Genomic DNA, 15,136 nt, shown 5'->3' with positions numbered 1-15,136 from the left:
GACCCATGACCGAACTGCCCCGCATCATCAGCGTCGACGACCATGTGATCGAGCCCGCGCACCTCTTCGAGACCTGGCTGCCGAGCAAGTACCGCGACCGCGGGCCCAAACCGCTCACCGCGGGCATCGGCGAACTCGCCTACGTCGGCGGCAAGTACCAGATCACCATGGACCCGGGCGGCCAGCCCACCGACTGGTGGATCTACGAGGACCTCAAGTTCCCGTACAAGCGCAACATCGCCGCCGTCGGCTTCGACCGCGACGAGATGACCCTGGAGGGCATCACCCGCGAGGAGATGCGGCGCGGCTGCTGGGACCCCAAGGCGCGGCTCGAGGACATGGACCTCAACCACGTCGAGGCGTCCCTGTGCTTCCCGACCTTCCCGCGTTTTTGCGGGCAGACCTTCGCCGAGGCGCACGACAAGGAGGTCGCCCTGGCCTGCGTGCGCGCCTACAACGACTGGATGGTCGAGGAGTGGTGCGGCGACAGCGGCGGGCGGCTCATCCCGCTGTGCCTCATCCCGCTGTGGGACATCGACCTCGCCGTGGCGGAGATCCGGCGCAACGCCGCGCGCGGGGTGAAGGCCGTGACCTTCTCCGAGATCCCCACCCACCTGGGGCTGCCGTCCATCCACTCCGGCTACTGGGACCCGTTCTTCGCGATCTGCCAGGAGACCGGGACGGTGATCAACATGCACATCGGCTCGTCGTCCCAGATGCCGGCCGCCTCCCCGGACGCGCCCCCCGCCGTGCAGGCCTCGCTGTCGTTCAACAACGCGATGGCCTCGATGACGGACTTCCTCTTCAGCGGGGTCCTGGTGCGCTTTCCCCGGCTCAAACTCGCCTACTCCGAGGGCCAGATGGGCTGGATCCCGTACGCCCTGGAGCGCGCCGACGACGTCTGGGAGGAGCACCGCGCGTGGGGCGGCGTCCGGGACCTCGTTCCGGAGCCGCCGTCGACGTACTACTACCGGCAGATCTTCTGCTGCTTCTTCCGCGACAAGCACGGGGTGGCGTCGCTGGACGTCGTCGGGCGCGACAACGCCACCTTCGAGACCGACTACCCGCACGTCGACTCCACCTTCCCGCACACCAAGGAGGTCGCCCTCGACCACGTCAAGGGCCTCGACGACGAGACCGTCCACAAGCTGATGCGGGGCAACGCGATCCGCATGCTGGACCTCGACCTGGACCGGTAGTGGACCTGACGTACACGCCCGAGGAGGAGGACTTCCGGGCCCGGCTGCGTCAGTGGCTGGGGGGCGTGCTGCCGTCCCTGCCGCCCAAGCCGCCCCCGGACGACTGGCCCGGGCGGCGCGCGTACGACCTCGGGTGGCAGCGGATGCTGTACGACGCGGGGTACGGGGACGTTCACTGGGGCGGATCACCGAGCGTTCGCCTGATCTTCCTGGAGGAGACCGAAAAGGCGGGGGCCCCCTATGTGGGCGCCAACTTCGTCGGGCTGCTGCACGCGGGGCCCACGATCGCCGCCGAGGGGACTGAAGAACAGCGCGCCCGCTGGCTGCCGCCCATCCTGCGCGGCGAGCAGGTCTGGTGCCAGGGATTCAGTGAACCGGACGCCGGAAGCGACCTCGCGGCCCTGCGCACGCGCGCGTGGCGGGACGGCGACGACTATGTGGTGAGTGGGTCCAAGATCTGGACCTCCCATGCCGAAGTCGCCGACTGGTGCGAGCTGTTGGTGCGCACGGACCCCGCCGCGCCCCGGCACCGGGGGATCAGCTGGCTGGCCGTGCCCATGGACGCGCCGGGCATCACCGTACGGCCGCTGCGCACCCTCGCCGGGTCGGCCGAGTTCGCCGAGGTGTTCCTCGACGAGGTGCGGGTGCCGGTCGCCAACCGGGTCGGGGAGGAGAACGACGGCTGGCGGGTGACCATGGTGACGCTGTCGTTCGAGCGCGGTACGGCGTTCGTGGGCGAGGTGGTGGCCTGCCGCCGGGTGCTGGGCGAACTGGCCCGTGAGGCGCGCAGGAACGGCCGCTGGGACGATCCCGTCCTGCGCCGGCGGCTGGGGCGGCTGAACGCCGAGTTCCGGGCGCTGTGGCGGCTCACCCAGTGGAACGTCAGCGAGGCGGAGGCCTCGGGCGGGGTCCCCGGAGTGGGGGGTTCGGTTTTCAAACTGAGGTACTCGCACGCGCGTCAGGACCTCTACGACACCGCCGCCGACGTCCTGGGCGCCGAGTCGCTGGACCTGGACCGGCCGTGGGTCCTCGACCGGCTGTCCTCGCTGTCGTACACCATCGCGGCCGGCACCTCACAGATCCAGCACACCATCGTGGCCGAACGCGTCCTCGGCCTCCCGAAGGGGCGGTAGCCGTGCGCTTTCGACTCACCGACGAGCAGCGCGCGTTGCGGGCGGCGATACGGCAGCTGCTCGACCGGCGCTTCGGTCCTGAGGCGCTCCGGGCGGCTGTGGACGCGCCCGCGCTCGACCGCGCCCTGTGGCGGGAGCTGGGCGCGGCGGGGTTCTTCGCCCTGCGCCTGCCGGAGGCGCAGGGCGGCGTCGGACTCGGCCTGCCGGAGGCCGTGTTGGCGTTCGAGGAGGCCGGACGGGCGCTGCTGCCGGGTCCGTTGCTGGCCACGCATCTCGCGGCCGGCGAGGAGCCCGGCGCGGCCGACGGGTCGGTCGCCGTGGCGGCCGTCGACGGGGGCGGGGTGGTGGAGTGGCTGGCGGAGGCCGACGTCGTACGCGGGGACGCCTCCGGGGCAGTACCGCTGCGGTCGGTGGACCCGCTGACGCCGCTGCACCGGGTGCCGGGGGACCGGGGAGCGGCCGATCCGGTGGCCGTGCTGCTCACGGCGGCGGAGCAGCTCGGCACGGCCGCGCGTGTGTGCGAGCTGGCGGCGCAACACGCCCGGACCCGTGAGCAGTTCGGTCGGCCCATCGGCGCCTTCCAGGCCGTACAGCAGCTCTGCGCGCGGACGCTCGTACGGGTGGAGGTGGCCCGTGCCGCCGTGTACGCGGCGGCCGTCACGGCGGACCCCGTGGACATCGCCGCGGCCCGGCTGCTCGCCGACGAGGCGGCCGTGCGCGGCGCCCGCGACTGCCTCCAGGTGCACGGCGGCATGGGCTTCACCTGGGAGGCAGAGGTGCATCTGCATCTGAAGCGGGCCTGGGTGCGGACCCAGCGTGCGGGCGGTGACACGGAGAGTGAGGAAGTGCTCGCGTGCGATCTGGTGGCCGGAACGGCCTGACGGGGCGCCGGCCTGCGGCGTCGGCGAACCCTGGCAAAAAGATGTCGCGGAATGTGGCATACCGGAATCACGGAGCGTTGATGCCGGCTTGTGTCCTAGGTGTGACTCGTCGCGTCCTGGAGTCGAAGGTTCACTCCGGTACCTTGTGTGAGATGCGAGAGGTTCCGAGCACGAGCCGTGCCGGTGACGGGCCTTGTTCCGCCGCCTGTTCGACTCTCTGCGACGAGCGTCGCACAGTATGCCGCACGGGTACTCCTTCGCGCTGGAATATGCCCGAAGCGCTTGTTGGGGTGACTGTACGTCAACCATGCTGTTGCGCAAGGGATTCACGTTCCGTGATCCCTGCTCTGGCCGTTGTTCTGGTCATGCAGAAAATGGCTACGATCGTGGCCCTCATGAGGCGTGAGCCTCTGTGTCCACCGGTTCGGATGGTGTGAGCGGTGCAGGTGCTTCAAGTGCAGCTGGAGATCCGGCCCGACCCCGCGGAAGTGGGGCGCGCCCGGCGGTGGGCCCGATCGCGGCTCGCCGGGTGCGGGATAGCGGCCGACGAACCGCTCGCCGAGGCGCTGATCCTGCTCGTCTCCGAACTCGTCACCAACGCCGTCGTGCACACCGGCTGCCCCGCCGTGCTGCGTATCTCCGTACCCCAGCCGGCCACCGTCCGCGTGGAGGTGGCCGACGGCAGCACCCGCGCCCCGGTGCCCCGGTGGGTGGACTGCGAGGAGACCGGCGGCCGCGGCCTGGCACTCGTCGACGGCCTCGCCGACCGCTGGGGCTGGAGCCCCGAGGGCGCCGGCAAGCGCATCTGGTGCGAACTCGACCGCTGCGCCGAATCGCGCGCCGCGGCCGTGGCGTACGGGGGCGGCGCGGTGGCCGCCTGTGAGGGCCTGGAAGGGCTCGACGGATACGAGGGCTACGAGGGGCTGGCGTACGAGGCCGTCTGAGGCGCCCGGTGTCGTGACCGGGGCACGGTTGCAGGGGTGCCGCGCTCACCAGGTTCGACGAGGGGATGTGCGCCCGTGTGTGCTTCCGTGCGCGCCCATGCCGAGCAGGACCTGAGCGGGGAATCTCCGAACCACTGTTGACGGGTCGTGTGCGGCTGATCACGCTAAGGGGAGCGATTCGCCGCGAGGGGACGGCGAGGGTTTCGGTGACGGGAGCCCTCGTCGAGTGCGTGTCGCGATTCGGCGTTGGTTCCGGCCATCAAGGCAGGGGAACCGGGGCGGGTGCGCCGGAGCCGGATGGTGGCGTGTGGCGCCGCGCTCGGGGCGAACGCGCACGCGCCGCCATCCGGATTCACCAAAGGGCGGGGTTCACCGGGGTTCTCACAGGATGGCGACCGGCGCCACCGGTGACCCCGTCGCGCCGACGAATGGCTCGGGCGTCGCGGACAGCAGAAACGCGGAGTGGCCCGTTTCTCCACAGGCTGTGGACAACTCTTCGAGATTCCAGTTCTGGCCCTGCGGCATTCCCATCTCCACCAGATGCAGGGCATGCACGGGCAGCCACAAACCCTCTGTCTCCGGCGGAAACATCTCAAATGTGAGGGTGTCGTTCGCGACGGCCGCGACATCGCGCGCGTGGAACCACTCCGGCGTACGGATCGACAGCCCCGGCGAGGGGAACGCGTACCCGTGCCGGTCCCCGGCGAGATACGCCTGGATCTGCCCCGTCCGTACGAGCACGATGTCACCGGCACGCACGCGCGTGCCCGCGAGTTCCTCGGCCGCGTCCAGGTCCTCGGGGGTGACCGCGTGCCCGCCGTCCAGCCGGTCCGTCCCCCGCGCGCGGGCCACGTCCAGCAGCACCCCGCGCGAGACGATGTGCCGCGCGGTGTCGATCCCGCTGAACTCGGCGCCGCCGTGCGCGGTGACGGTGTCCGCCGGACGGCCGTTGTAGAGCCGGCCCGAGTGCGAGACATGGGGCAGCGCGTCCCAATGGGTGGCCGCCTGCAGTCCCATGGTCACCGCGTCGTCGCTGCAGGCGACCGTGCCCGGCCCGAACAGCTCCTGGTTGATCTGCACCATCACGTGCAGCGGATTGACCCGCCCGGGGATCATCCCGGTCTGTACGCCGTCCTGCCGCAGCGGCAGCGCGAGCGGTATCCGCTGTCCGGTGCGGACCTCGGCGGCGGCCCCGCGGACCACCTCGTCGGTGATCAGGTTGAGAGTCCCGATCTCGTCGTCCGCGCCCCAACGCCCCCAGTTGTTCACGCGCCCCGCGATCTCGTGGAACTCGGCCGGCAGTGACATGGGCCCTCCCCGGGGCTTGTGTCGGGGCATCCGACGGGACATAGAATCTAATGGACCGTCAGAAACTGCGGGAAGGGGCCGGGCGTGGGGAACTTCTTGACCGGCAAGGTCGTCGTCGTGACGGGCGCGGGGCGGGGCATCGGCCGGGCGGTGGCACTCGCGGCGGCCGCCGAGGGGGCGCGGGTCGTCGTCAACGACTACGGGGTGGCCGTCGACGGTGCCGCACCGACCAGTGAGGTCGCCGAGGCCGTGGCCAAGGAGATCGAGGCGGCGGGAGGCGAGGCGGTCGCGGTGGCCGACGACATCTCCACGATGGCGGGCGGGCAGCGGGTCGTCGACGTGGCGCTGTCGTCGTACGGGCGGCTCGACGGGGTGGTGTGCGTCGCGGGGATCCTGCGGGAGCGGATGCTGTTCAACATGACCGAGGAGGAGTGGGACCCGGTGGTCGCCACTCACCTCAAGGGCACGTTCACGGTGTTCCGGGCGGCGTCGGCGGTGATGCGTCAGCAGCGGGGCGGGACGCTGATCGGGTTCACCAGCGGCAATCACCAGGGGTCCGTGTCGCAGGCCAACTACAGCGCGGCGAAGGGCGGGGTCATCTCGCTGGTGCGGAGCGCCGCGCTGGGCCTGCACAAGTACGGGGTGACCGCGAACGCGGTGGCGCCGGTTGCTCGTACGCGGATGTCGGCGAACGTGCCGACGGAGCTGACGGAGATCGGGGAGCCGGAGGACGTGGCCGCGCTGGTGGTCTATCTGCTGTCCGAGCGGGCGCGGGAGGCAGGGATCACCGGGCAGGTGTACACGATCGCGGGCCCGAAGATCGCGGTGTGGGCACAGCCGAGGGAGGTGCGGGCCGCTTATGCCGAGGGGGGTTGGACGCCGGGGCGGATTGCCGAGTTTCTGCCGGGGTCGGTGGGGGTGGATCCGATGCCGCTGTTGGAACGGGTGGCGGGGATGGAGCGGGCGGCCAGGGACGGTGCTCGACCCAACGCCTGAGAGTTCGGGTGGTTTCTCCGGCGTGGTGGGTGCGGGTTTCGTCGTGGCTGGTCGCGCCCACGCGGCGGAGCCGCATATCGACACAGCCCCGCGACCCCTAAGCGGCGCTGGTCTTCACCGGTAATTGTTGGGAGGGCCCTGATGGAGTTCGGGTTCACGGCGGAGGACGAGGCGTTCCGTGCGGAGTGCCGGGCGTGGCTGGGCGCGCACGCCGGTGATGCGGCGGACCGGCGTAGCTGGGAAAGAACCCTCGGCAAGGCCGGGTGGATCGGGCTCGGGTGGGCCTCGGGCGGCTGGGGCAACCGGACGGCGTCGTTGACTCAGCAGGTCGTCTGGGCCGAGGAGTACGCCCGGTCGGGCGCGCCGCCGCGGTCCGGGCACATCGGTGAGAATCTGCTCGCGCCGACCCTCATCGCGCACGGCACCGAGGAGCAGAAGGCCCGTTTTCTGCCGCCGATCGCCGCGGGGGACGAGCTGTGGTGCCAGGGGTACAGCGAGCCGGGCGCGGGCTCGGACCTGGCGGGGGTGCGCACCTCGGCGGTACGTGATCCGGGCGGGGCCTGCTACCGGGTCACCGGGCAGAAGATCTGGACCTCGCTGGCGCACGAGGCGGACTGGTGTTTCGTGCTGGCCCGGACCGAGGCGGGGTCGCGGCGGCACCACGGGCTGAGCTTTCTCCTCGTGCCCATGGACCAGCCCGGGCGGATCGAGGTGCGGCCCATCCGGCAGCTCACCGGCGCCAGCGACTTCAACGAGGTGTTCTTCGACGGGGCACGCGCGCGCGTGGAGCACGTGGTGGGGGGAGAGGGGTCCGGCTGGCGGGTCGCCATGAGTCTGCTCGGGTTCGAGCGGGGGGTGTCGACACTGGCCCAGCAGATCGGTTTCGCCGCCGAGTTGGGGCGGGTGGTGCGGGCGGCGGTCGACTCGGGAGCGGTGCGCGATCCCCTCGTACGGGAGCGGCTGGTGCGGCAGTGGGCCGAGTTGCGGGTGATGCGGTGGAACGCGCTGCGGACACTGGGCGGTTCGGCGGCGCAGGCGGGGGCGCCGAGTGTGGCGAAGCTGCTGTGGGGTGGCTGGCATCAGCGGCTCGGGGAACTGGCGATGCAGGTGCGGGGCGCGGTGGCGGGGGTGGGGCCGGTGGACTGGTCGCCTTCGGCGCCGTACGAACTCGACGCGATGCAGCAGGTGTTCCTGTTCTCCCGGGCCGACACGATCTACGGCGGCTCCGACCAGATCCAGCGCACGATCATCGCCGAGCGGGTGCTCGGTCTGCCGAGGGAACCCGAGGGAGCGTCGTGATGAGGGGCGTGGTCTTCGACGGGAAGCAGGTCCGGGTCGTGGACGACCTGGAGGTACGGGGTCCCCGGGCCGGTGAGGTGCGGGTGGCGGTCGCGGCGGCCGGGCTGTGTCACAGCGATCTGTCCGTGGTGGACGGGACCATACCTTTCCCGGTTCCTGTGGTGCTGGGGCATGAGGGCGCGGGTGTGGTGGAGGCGGTGGGGGAGGGTGTCACGCATGTGGTGCCCGGCGACCATGTGGCGCTGTCCACGCTCGCCAACTGCGGGACCTGCTCCGACTGCGACCGGGGGCGGCCCACGATGTGCCGGCGGGCGATCGGGCGGCCGGGGCGGCCCTTCACGCGGGACGGCCTGCCGGTGCACCAGTTCGCCGCCAACTCGGCGTTCGCCGAGCGGACCGTGGTGCAGGCGGTGCAGGCGGTCCGGATTCCGAACGACATTCCGCTCCCGTCGGCGGCGCTCATCGGGTGCGGGGTGCTGACCGGGGTGGGTGCCGTGCTGAACCGGGCCCGGGTGGACCGCGGTGACAGCGTCCTCGTGATCGGCACGGGCGGCATCGGGCTGAACGTCCTGCAGGGCGCGCGGCTCGCGGGCGCCCTGCGGATCGTGGCCGTGGACACCAACCCGGCGAAGGAGACGGCGGCCCGGCAGTTCGGCGCGACCGACTTCCTCACGTCGATGGACGGCGTACCGGAGCTGCTGCCGACCGGCGTGGACCACGCCTTCGAGTGCGTGGGGCGGGTGGAGCTGATCCGGCAGGCCATCGACGCGCTGGACCGGCACGGCCAGGCGGTCCTCCTCGGTGTCCCGCCCGCCACGGCCGAGGCGTCCTTCCGGGTGTCGTCGATGTACCTGGACAAGTCCGTCCTCGGCTGCCGCTACGGCTCCTCACGCCCCCAGCGGGACATCGCCCTGTACGCCGAGCTGTACCGGCAGGGCCGCCTGCTGCTCGACGAACTGGTGAGCAGGACCTACCCGGTGGAGGACTTCGACAAGGCGCGGGCGGACGCGGAGGCGGGGCGGGTGGCGCGGGCGGTGCTCACGTTCTGACGGGCGTCACCCCGTCCGTGCCCGGCCCGGAACGTGCGCCGGTACGCCGTCGGCGTCACCCCGAGCGCCGCCTGGAGGTGCTGCCGCATCGACTGCGCCGTGCCGAAGCCCGCGTCGTGGGCCACCTGGTCGACGGACAGGTCGGTGGACTCCAGCAGGTGGCGGGCGCGCTCGACGCGCTGCTGGGTGAGCCACTGGCCGGGGCTGACGCCGACCTCCTCGCGGAACCGGCGCGTGAAGGTGCGTACCGACATGGCCACCTGCGCGGCCATGTCCCGCAACTGGATCGGCTCGTGCAGCCGGCCGAGCGCCCACGCGCGCGCGGTGGTCGTGGAGGCCTGCTGCGGATCGGGCACGGGCCGCTGGATGTACTGCGCCTGCCCGCCGTCGCGGTGCGGGGGTACGACGGTACGCCGGGCCACGTCGTTGGCGACCGCCGTGCCGTGGTCGCGGCGCACGATGTGCAGGCACAGGTCGATGCCGGCCGCGACGCCCGCCGAGGTCAGGATGTCGCCGTCGTCGATGAACAGCACGTCCGGGTCGACCCTGACGCGCGGGAAGAGCCGCTGGAGGCGCTCGGCGTCGGCCCAGTGCGTGGTCGCCGGGCGGCCGTCCAGGTAGCCGGCGGCGGCGAGGACGTACACGCCGGTGCAGATGGAGGCCAGGCGGGTGCCGGGGCGGAGGTGGGCGAGGGCGGCGGCCAGTTCGTCGGTCAGCACGCCCTCCTCGTGGACCGGGCCGAGTTCGTACGACGCCGGGATGATCACCGTGTCGGCGGTGGCGAGGGTCTCGGGGCCGTTGCCGACGTGCAGGGAGAAGTCGGCGTCGGTCTCGACCGGGCCCGGCGGCCGGACCGAGCAGGTGACGACCTCGTACAGGTGCCGCCCCAGGGCGTCCTTGGGACGGCCGAAGATCCGGTGCGGGATGCCCAGCTCGAAGGGGAGCAGTCCGTCGAGTGCGAGGACGACGACACGGTGGGGGCGGAAGGGCCGGGTGGCCGTGTCCCGGGCTCGATCCATGACTCGATCCATGGCCCGATCCTAACGAACGCTGTCCCTCGGGCCACTGGATGCGGGCGATCACGGGCCGGAAGGTCTATGACGTGACTCAGACAACAGAAGCCGCCGCAGCCCTCCAGAAACCGGAGCCTCGTCGTCCGCGCATCCACCGCGCGTGGTTCGTCGCCGCCGTCACCTTCGTGACCATCATCGGCGCGGCCGCCTTCCGTTCCCTGCCGGGGCTGCTGATCGACCCGCTGAACGAGGATTTCGGCTGGTCGCGCGGCACGATCGGCGCGGCGGTCTCCGTCAACCTCGCCCTGTACGGCCTGACCGCGCCCTTCGCCGCCGCGCTGATGGACCGCTTCGGCATCCGGCGGGTGGTCGCGGTCGCGCTGACCGTGATCGCGATCGGCTCGGGCGTGACGGTGTGGATGACCGAGCCCTGGCAGCTGCTGCTGTGCTGGGGCCTGCTGGTCGGCCTCGGCACCGGCTCGATGGCGCTGGCGTTCGCGGCGACCGTCACCAACCGCTGGTTCACGGAGCGGCGCGGCCTGGTCACCGGCATCCTCACCGCGGCCTCGGCCTCCGGGCAGCTGATCTTCCTGCCGGTGCTGTCCTGGATCGTGGAGAACCACAACTGGCGTCCGGCCGCCGTCACGGTGGCGCTCGCCGCCCTCGCGGTGGTGCCGTTCGTGTGGCTGCTGCTGCGGGACCATCCGGCGGACGTGGGCCTGAAGCCGTACGGCGCGCAGGAGTTCGTACCGAAGCCGCCTCCCGTGCCGGGCGCGGCGCGGCGGGCGGTGACCGTGCTCCTCTCCGCCGTCCGGACGGGGCCCTTCTGGCTGCTGGCCGGGACGTTCGCGATCTGCGGCGCCTCCACGAACGGCCTGATCCAGACCCACTTCGTGCCCGCCGCCCACGACCACCACATGCCGATCACCACGGCGGCCTCGCTGCTCGCGGTCATCGGGGTGTTCGACGTCGTCGGCACGGTGGCCTCCGGCTGGTTCACCGACCGTTACGACGCGCGGCGGCTGCTGGCGGTGTACTACGCGCTGCGGGGCATCTCGCTGCTGTTCCTGCCGATGCTGCTGGCGCCCAGCGTGCACCCCCCGATGATCTTCTTCATCGTCTTCTACGGCCTCGACTGGGTCGCCACGGTGCCGCCCACGATGGCGCTGTGCCGGGAGCACTTCGGGGAGGACAGCGCGATCGTGTTCGGCTGGGTGCTGGCGTCGCACCAGGTCGGGGCGGCCGCGGTGGCCTTCCTCGGCGGGGTCGCGCGGGATGTGTTCGGGGCGTACGACGTGGTGTGGTACGCAGCGGGGGCGTTGTGTGCGGCGGCGGCGCTGATGGCGCTGGTGATCCGGCGGGGCACCGGCACGCCGAAGGCGACAGCGACCGCCGTGAGCTAGGTGTATGCACGTGCAGGTGGTGATCGCCCGTGCGGTTGTCGTCCGTCGTGCGGCACGGGATGCTGAGGGTGCACGAAGGGAAGCGGTGCCATGGATCGTTTTCCGAATGCGGCCAACGTCGATTTCCACAGCCCTCTGGACCTGTGCAGGGCCGCCGCCGCCGTACTGGACGCCGACGGTCGCATCTCCGGGTGGGGATCCTCGGCCCAGCGCCTCCTCGGACACCCGCCCGAGGACGTGCTCGGCCGGTCGGCCGCCCGGCTGCTGGCGACCCCCGGGCAGCGACTGTCCGCCCTCTGCAAGGCGCACAAGCCCCGCAGCACCGTCCTGGACCTCTGCTGTCGGGACGGACGCGTACTGCGCGTGGCCGTCACCGTCAGCCCGCTCGTGGACCAGGGCGCCGCTGCGACCGTCGTGGTCGCGGCCGACCTGGAGGCGCTGCGCGGCTGGGAGGCGCAGCTGGCGATGCTGCAGGGACTGGCGACCGAGTCGCCCGTGGGCCTGACGATCTTCGACACCGACAAGCGCGTCGTCTGGGGGAACGTCTCCACCGACAAGGAGCTCGCCGGGATCGCCCAGTACATCGGCCGACCGGCCGCGGATCTCTTTCCCGAAGGCCAGTTCATCTCCCGCCACCATCCCCCGGACGAGGACCAGGTGATGGAGCACGTGATGGCGACCGGGGAACCGATCATGGGCATGCACTATCGCGGGCGTGCCCCCGCCGACCCGGTGCGCGAGCACGTCTGGTCCTGCTCCTACCACCGGCTGGTGGACGCGCGGGGCGAACCGCTGGGGCTGTTCGAGGAGTCCCTGGACATCACCGACCGCTACCGCGCCCAGGAACGACTGTCGCTGCTGGTGCGGGCGGGAAAGCGCATCGGCGCCTCGCTGGACGTGCGGCGCACAGCCGCGGAGCTTGCCGACGTGGCGGTACCGCAGCTGGCCGACGAGGTGCTGGTGGACCTGCCGCCGGCGGTCATCGAGGGACGGCAGCCGCCGACGGGCTCGGCGCCGGGGCACAATCTCCTGCGGATGCACGGCCGGACCCCGGAAGACTTCCGCACCACTCCCGTCTCCTACCCACCGTCGTCACCGCAGGCTCTGAGTCTGGCCACCAGCCACCTCGTCGTCGACGCCGCCCCGCCCGAGGCACCGGGTGAGACGGGACCGGCCGCCTCGCACTCCTGCCTCTTCGTCCCGCTGCTCACCCGCGACGCGGTCCTGGGCCTCGCCACCTTCCGGCGCAGCAGCAACCCCGACCCCTTCGGGCCCGAGGAGCAGACGCTCGCCGTGGAACTGGCCGAGCGAGCCGCTGTCGGCATCGACAACGCCCGCCGTTACACCAGCCAGCATGCGGCAGCCCTGGTACTGCAGCGAAGCCTGCTGCCACAGCACCTGCCCGAGCAGAGCGCGGTCGACGTGGCCTACCGCTACCTGCCTGCCGACAGCCGCATGGGCGTGGGCGGCGACTGGTTCGACCTGATCCCGCTGTCCGGTGCCAGAGTGGGCCTGACGGTCGGCGACGTGGTGGGCCACGGCGTGCACGCGGCCGCGACCATGGGCCGACTGCGCGCCACCGTACGGACCCTGGCCCTGCTGGACCTGGACCCGGCCGAGCTGCTCACCCGGCTGGACGGCCTGGTCGCGCAGGACGCGGAACCCTACGCCGATGACGGGCTGAGCGACGAGGGGCTCGGGGTGACCTGCCTGTACGCGATCTACAACCCGGTCAGCGGCCGCTGCGTCTGGGCGAGCGCGGGCCATCCCCCGCCGCTCGTCGCCGACGCGAGCGGCTCGGTGGCCTTGTCCGCGCTGGCGCCGGGACCGCCCCTGGGGCTGGCCACCCTGCCCTACGAGAACGTGGAGCTGAGCTTGTCCAACGGCAGCATCGTGGCGTTCTTCACCGATGGCGTCGTGGAGGACCGGCACACCGACATCGACACCGGCATCGATCGCCTTGCCCATGTGCTCACCTGGCAACGAAGCCCCCTGGAGGAGCTGTGCGACCGGGCGCTGTCGACCCTGCCGCCCGGACCACAGGCGGACGACGCCACGCTGCTGCTCGTCCGCACCCGGCGGCTCGACGCCGACCATGTGGCGGACCTGGAGCTGCCGTCCGACGCGGCCATGGTGGCTCACGCCCGCGCGGTCACCGAGCGTCAGTTGGAGAGCTGGGGCCTGCCCGAACTGTCCTTCAGCGCCGCCCTCGTGGTGAGCGAGCTGGTCACCAACAGCATCCGGTACGCCACCGGGCCGGTCATGCTGAGGCTGATCAGGGACCGCTCCCTGCTGTGCGAGGTCTCCGACCATGCCCACACCGCACCTCACCTGCGGCGAGCGCGCCGGGACGACGAGGGAGGCCGCGGCCTGTTCCTGGTCGCCCAGGTGTCCCAGCGCTGGGGCACGCGCTACACCTCGTCCGGGAAGACCATCTGGGCCGAGCTGGCCATCCCCTAGTTCTGGCGGAGCGGCCTCAGAGGAAGCGCCCCTTGTGGAACAGCAGAGGCGCCCCGTCCTCGTTGTCGCCCGTGCCCAGCGTCGCCACCCGCCCCACCACGATGAGGTGATCCCCGCCCGTGTGCACCGCGTGGATCGTGCAGTCGACCCACGCGAGGGTGCCCGCGAGGCGGGGTGAGCCGGAGACGGGCGCGGTGTCGTAGGCGACCCCCGCGAACTTGTCTCCGCCGCTCACCGCGAAGCCCCGGCACAGCTCGCCCTGTCCGGCGCTCAGGACGTTCACGCAGAACACCCCGGCGCGGGCGATGCGCGGCCAGGTCGTCGACGTACGGCCGACCATGAAGGCGACGAGGAGTGGGTCGAGGGAGAGGGAGGAGAAGGACTGGCAGGCGAAACCGGCGGGACCGTCGGCGGCGGGCGCGGTGATGACCGTGACGCCGGTCGCGAAGTGTCCGAGGACGCGGCGGAACTCCTGCCGGTCCACGGGCGCGCGCTCGTCGTCGCCGACGCAGCGCAGGCGCGGGCGAGGCAGGGGTTCGGCGGGGTGGACCCCGGTCGCCCTGAGGTAGCGGACGGCGGCTTCGGCCGTCCCTGCTTGTCCCATCACACCGACCATTGAAGCTGACGGATCGTCAGATAGGAAGAGTGTCGGCGAACCCCCGCGAGACCCCGGCGTACGCTCCGCCTCATGGGGTGGGGAAACATCGGCCGGGCGGTCCGCCGTGCCCGGCTGAGCTGGACGGACGCCGATCGGACGGTCGCCGCTATTCGTCCCTCGGCCTGCTGTTCCTGTTCGTCGCCGCGCCGTCCGTGCTGCTGGTGCTGGGTCTGGTGCACGTGGTCGTGCAGATCGTCCCGGCGGCCCTGCTGGCGCATCCTTCGGCCGTACGGTTCCGGGGGCCGGACTGGGCGTGGCACCTGCTGTACGCCGCGCTGTTCGGCGCCGGCTGGGCGGCGTTGCCCGCGGTGCTGTGGGACTGGCCGTTCATGGCGACGGCCCTGGCGTTCGCGGCGCTGGGCGCGCTCCCCGTGCTCGGGGTCGCGTTCGCCCGCCGGCGCGCCCGGGTCACCGGCCGCAAGTGGGGGCGGTGGGCGTGTGAGGGAGCGGCTGCTTCGGCTGCTTCGGGCTGTTCGTGCTGGCCTTCGGGGGCGCGGCCCTGGCCACGGCCATCGGACTCGTCGAGGAGTACGAGCCGCCGAAGCTGTCCGCCGGGCAGCTGGCCGGGGTCTGGCGGGGCGTGGACGGTCAGAGCCGCCCTTCGCTGTGTGCGATGGCCCCGGCACCTGGCTCCTCGACCGGGAGGGACGTGACGGTGTGGTCGTACGGCTCGACGACGGGTGTGGGCAGCAGACGTACTGGGTGATCGGCGGCACGGAGGACGAGCCGGAGCTGTTCGTGCCGTTCGGTGACATGGACGCACCGGACCTGTGGATCCTCCAGCGGGACTGAG

13 protein-coding genes are annotated in these 15,136 nt (G+C 71.9%); 10 read left to right on the top strand and 3 right to left on the bottom strand.

Annotated features, from left to right (window positions below; all coding sequences use genetic code 11):
- Positions 1-5 precede the first annotated feature (5 nt).
- The 4 genes from KWI83_RS13705 (at position 6) to KWI83_RS13690 (ending at position 4,157) form a co-directional block, all read left to right on the top strand.
- Positions 6-1,199, top strand: a complete 1,194-nt coding sequence (locus tag KWI83_RS13705; RefSeq protein WP_218514630.1) for an amidohydrolase family protein — start codon at positions 6-8, stop codon at positions 1,197-1,199.
- Complete coding sequence (locus tag KWI83_RS13700) at positions 1,199-2,332, top strand: acyl-CoA dehydrogenase family protein (RefSeq protein ID WP_218514629.1); 1,134 nt, start codon at positions 1,199-1,201, stop codon at positions 2,330-2,332. Before KWI83_RS13705 ends, KWI83_RS13700 begins: the two co-directional genes overlap by 1 nt.
- A 2-nt stretch (positions 2,333-2,334) precedes the next feature.
- Positions 2,335-3,213: an acyl-CoA dehydrogenase family protein gene (locus KWI83_RS13695; protein WP_218514628.1), complete on the top strand. Its 879-nt coding sequence runs from the start codon at positions 2,335-2,337 to the stop codon at positions 3,211-3,213.
- A 455-nt stretch (positions 3,214-3,668) separates the two neighbouring features.
- Positions 3,669-4,157 carry an ATP-binding protein gene (locus tag KWI83_RS13690; RefSeq protein ID WP_218514832.1) on the top strand — a complete coding sequence of 163 codons (489 nt, stop codon included), beginning with the start codon at positions 3,669-3,671 and terminating at the stop codon, positions 4,155-4,157.
- Between the two features lie 381 nt (positions 4,158-4,538).
- Here KWI83_RS13690 and KWI83_RS13685 read toward each other — a convergent pair whose 3' ends face one another.
- Positions 4,539-5,465, bottom strand: coding sequence for a cyclase family protein (locus tag KWI83_RS13685; protein ID WP_218514627.1), 927 nt, complete (start codon positions 5,463-5,465; stop codon positions 4,539-4,541).
- 84 nt (positions 5,466-5,549) lie between these two features.
- On the opposite strand from KWI83_RS13685, the gene KWI83_RS13680 reads away from it, so the two are divergent.
- The 3 genes from KWI83_RS13680 (at position 5,550) to KWI83_RS13670 (ending at position 8,809) form a co-directional block, all read left to right on the top strand.
- Positions 5,550-6,461: an SDR family NAD(P)-dependent oxidoreductase gene (locus KWI83_RS13680; protein ID WP_218514626.1), complete on the top strand. Its 912-nt coding sequence runs from the start codon at positions 5,550-5,552 to the stop codon at positions 6,459-6,461.
- Positions 6,462-6,602: 141 nt separating this feature from the next.
- Positions 6,603-7,760, top strand: coding sequence for an acyl-CoA dehydrogenase family protein (locus KWI83_RS13675; protein ID WP_218514625.1), 1,158 nt, complete (start codon positions 6,603-6,605; stop codon positions 7,758-7,760).
- The gene (locus KWI83_RS13670) at positions 7,760-8,809 is read left to right on the top strand and encodes a Zn-dependent alcohol dehydrogenase (protein ID WP_218514624.1); all 1,050 of its coding nucleotides are present in this window, start codon (positions 7,760-7,762) and stop codon (positions 8,807-8,809) included. Before KWI83_RS13675 ends, KWI83_RS13670 begins: the two co-directional genes overlap by 1 nt.
- Here KWI83_RS13670 and KWI83_RS13665 read toward each other — a convergent pair.
- Complete coding sequence (locus tag KWI83_RS13665; protein ID WP_218514623.1) at positions 8,731-9,828, bottom strand: GlxA family transcriptional regulator; 1,098 nt, start codon at positions 9,826-9,828, stop codon at positions 8,731-8,733. The genes KWI83_RS13670 and KWI83_RS13665 overlap by 79 nt on opposite strands.
- 83 nt (positions 9,829-9,911) lie before the next feature.
- Between KWI83_RS13665 and KWI83_RS13660 the strand changes: the two genes are divergently transcribed.
- Both KWI83_RS13660 and KWI83_RS13655 read left to right on the top strand, forming a co-directional pair.
- Positions 9,912-11,225: an MFS transporter gene (locus tag KWI83_RS13660; protein ID WP_218514622.1), complete on the top strand. Its 1,314-nt coding sequence runs from the start codon at positions 9,912-9,914 to the stop codon at positions 11,223-11,225.
- A 90-nt stretch (positions 11,226-11,315) separates the two neighbouring features.
- Positions 11,316-13,685: a SpoIIE family protein phosphatase gene (locus KWI83_RS13655; RefSeq protein WP_218514621.1), complete on the top strand. Its 2,370-nt coding sequence runs from the start codon at positions 11,316-11,318 to the stop codon at positions 13,683-13,685.
- A 16-nt stretch (positions 13,686-13,701) separates the two neighbouring features.
- On the opposite strand, the gene KWI83_RS13650 is transcribed toward KWI83_RS13655, so the two are convergent.
- On the bottom strand, positions 13,702-14,289 hold the full coding sequence (locus KWI83_RS13650) for a flavin reductase family protein (protein ID WP_218514620.1): 588 nt from the start codon (positions 14,287-14,289) through the stop codon (positions 13,702-13,704).
- A 660-nt stretch (positions 14,290-14,949) separates the two neighbouring features.
- Here KWI83_RS13650 and KWI83_RS38495 point away from each other — a divergent pair.
- Positions 14,950-15,135, top strand: coding sequence for a hypothetical protein (locus KWI83_RS38495; RefSeq protein WP_256362220.1), 186 nt, complete (start codon positions 14,950-14,952; stop codon positions 15,133-15,135).
- Position 15,136: the final 1 nt, after the last annotated feature.

The organism is Streptomyces sp. TRM70350, from assembly GCF_019219825.1.
Lineage (GTDB): Bacteria > Actinomycetota > Actinomycetes > Streptomycetales > Streptomycetaceae > Streptomyces.
The sequence above is the reverse complement of the archived record's forward strand: the minus strand, read 5'-3'. Positions and strand labels throughout refer to the sequence as shown.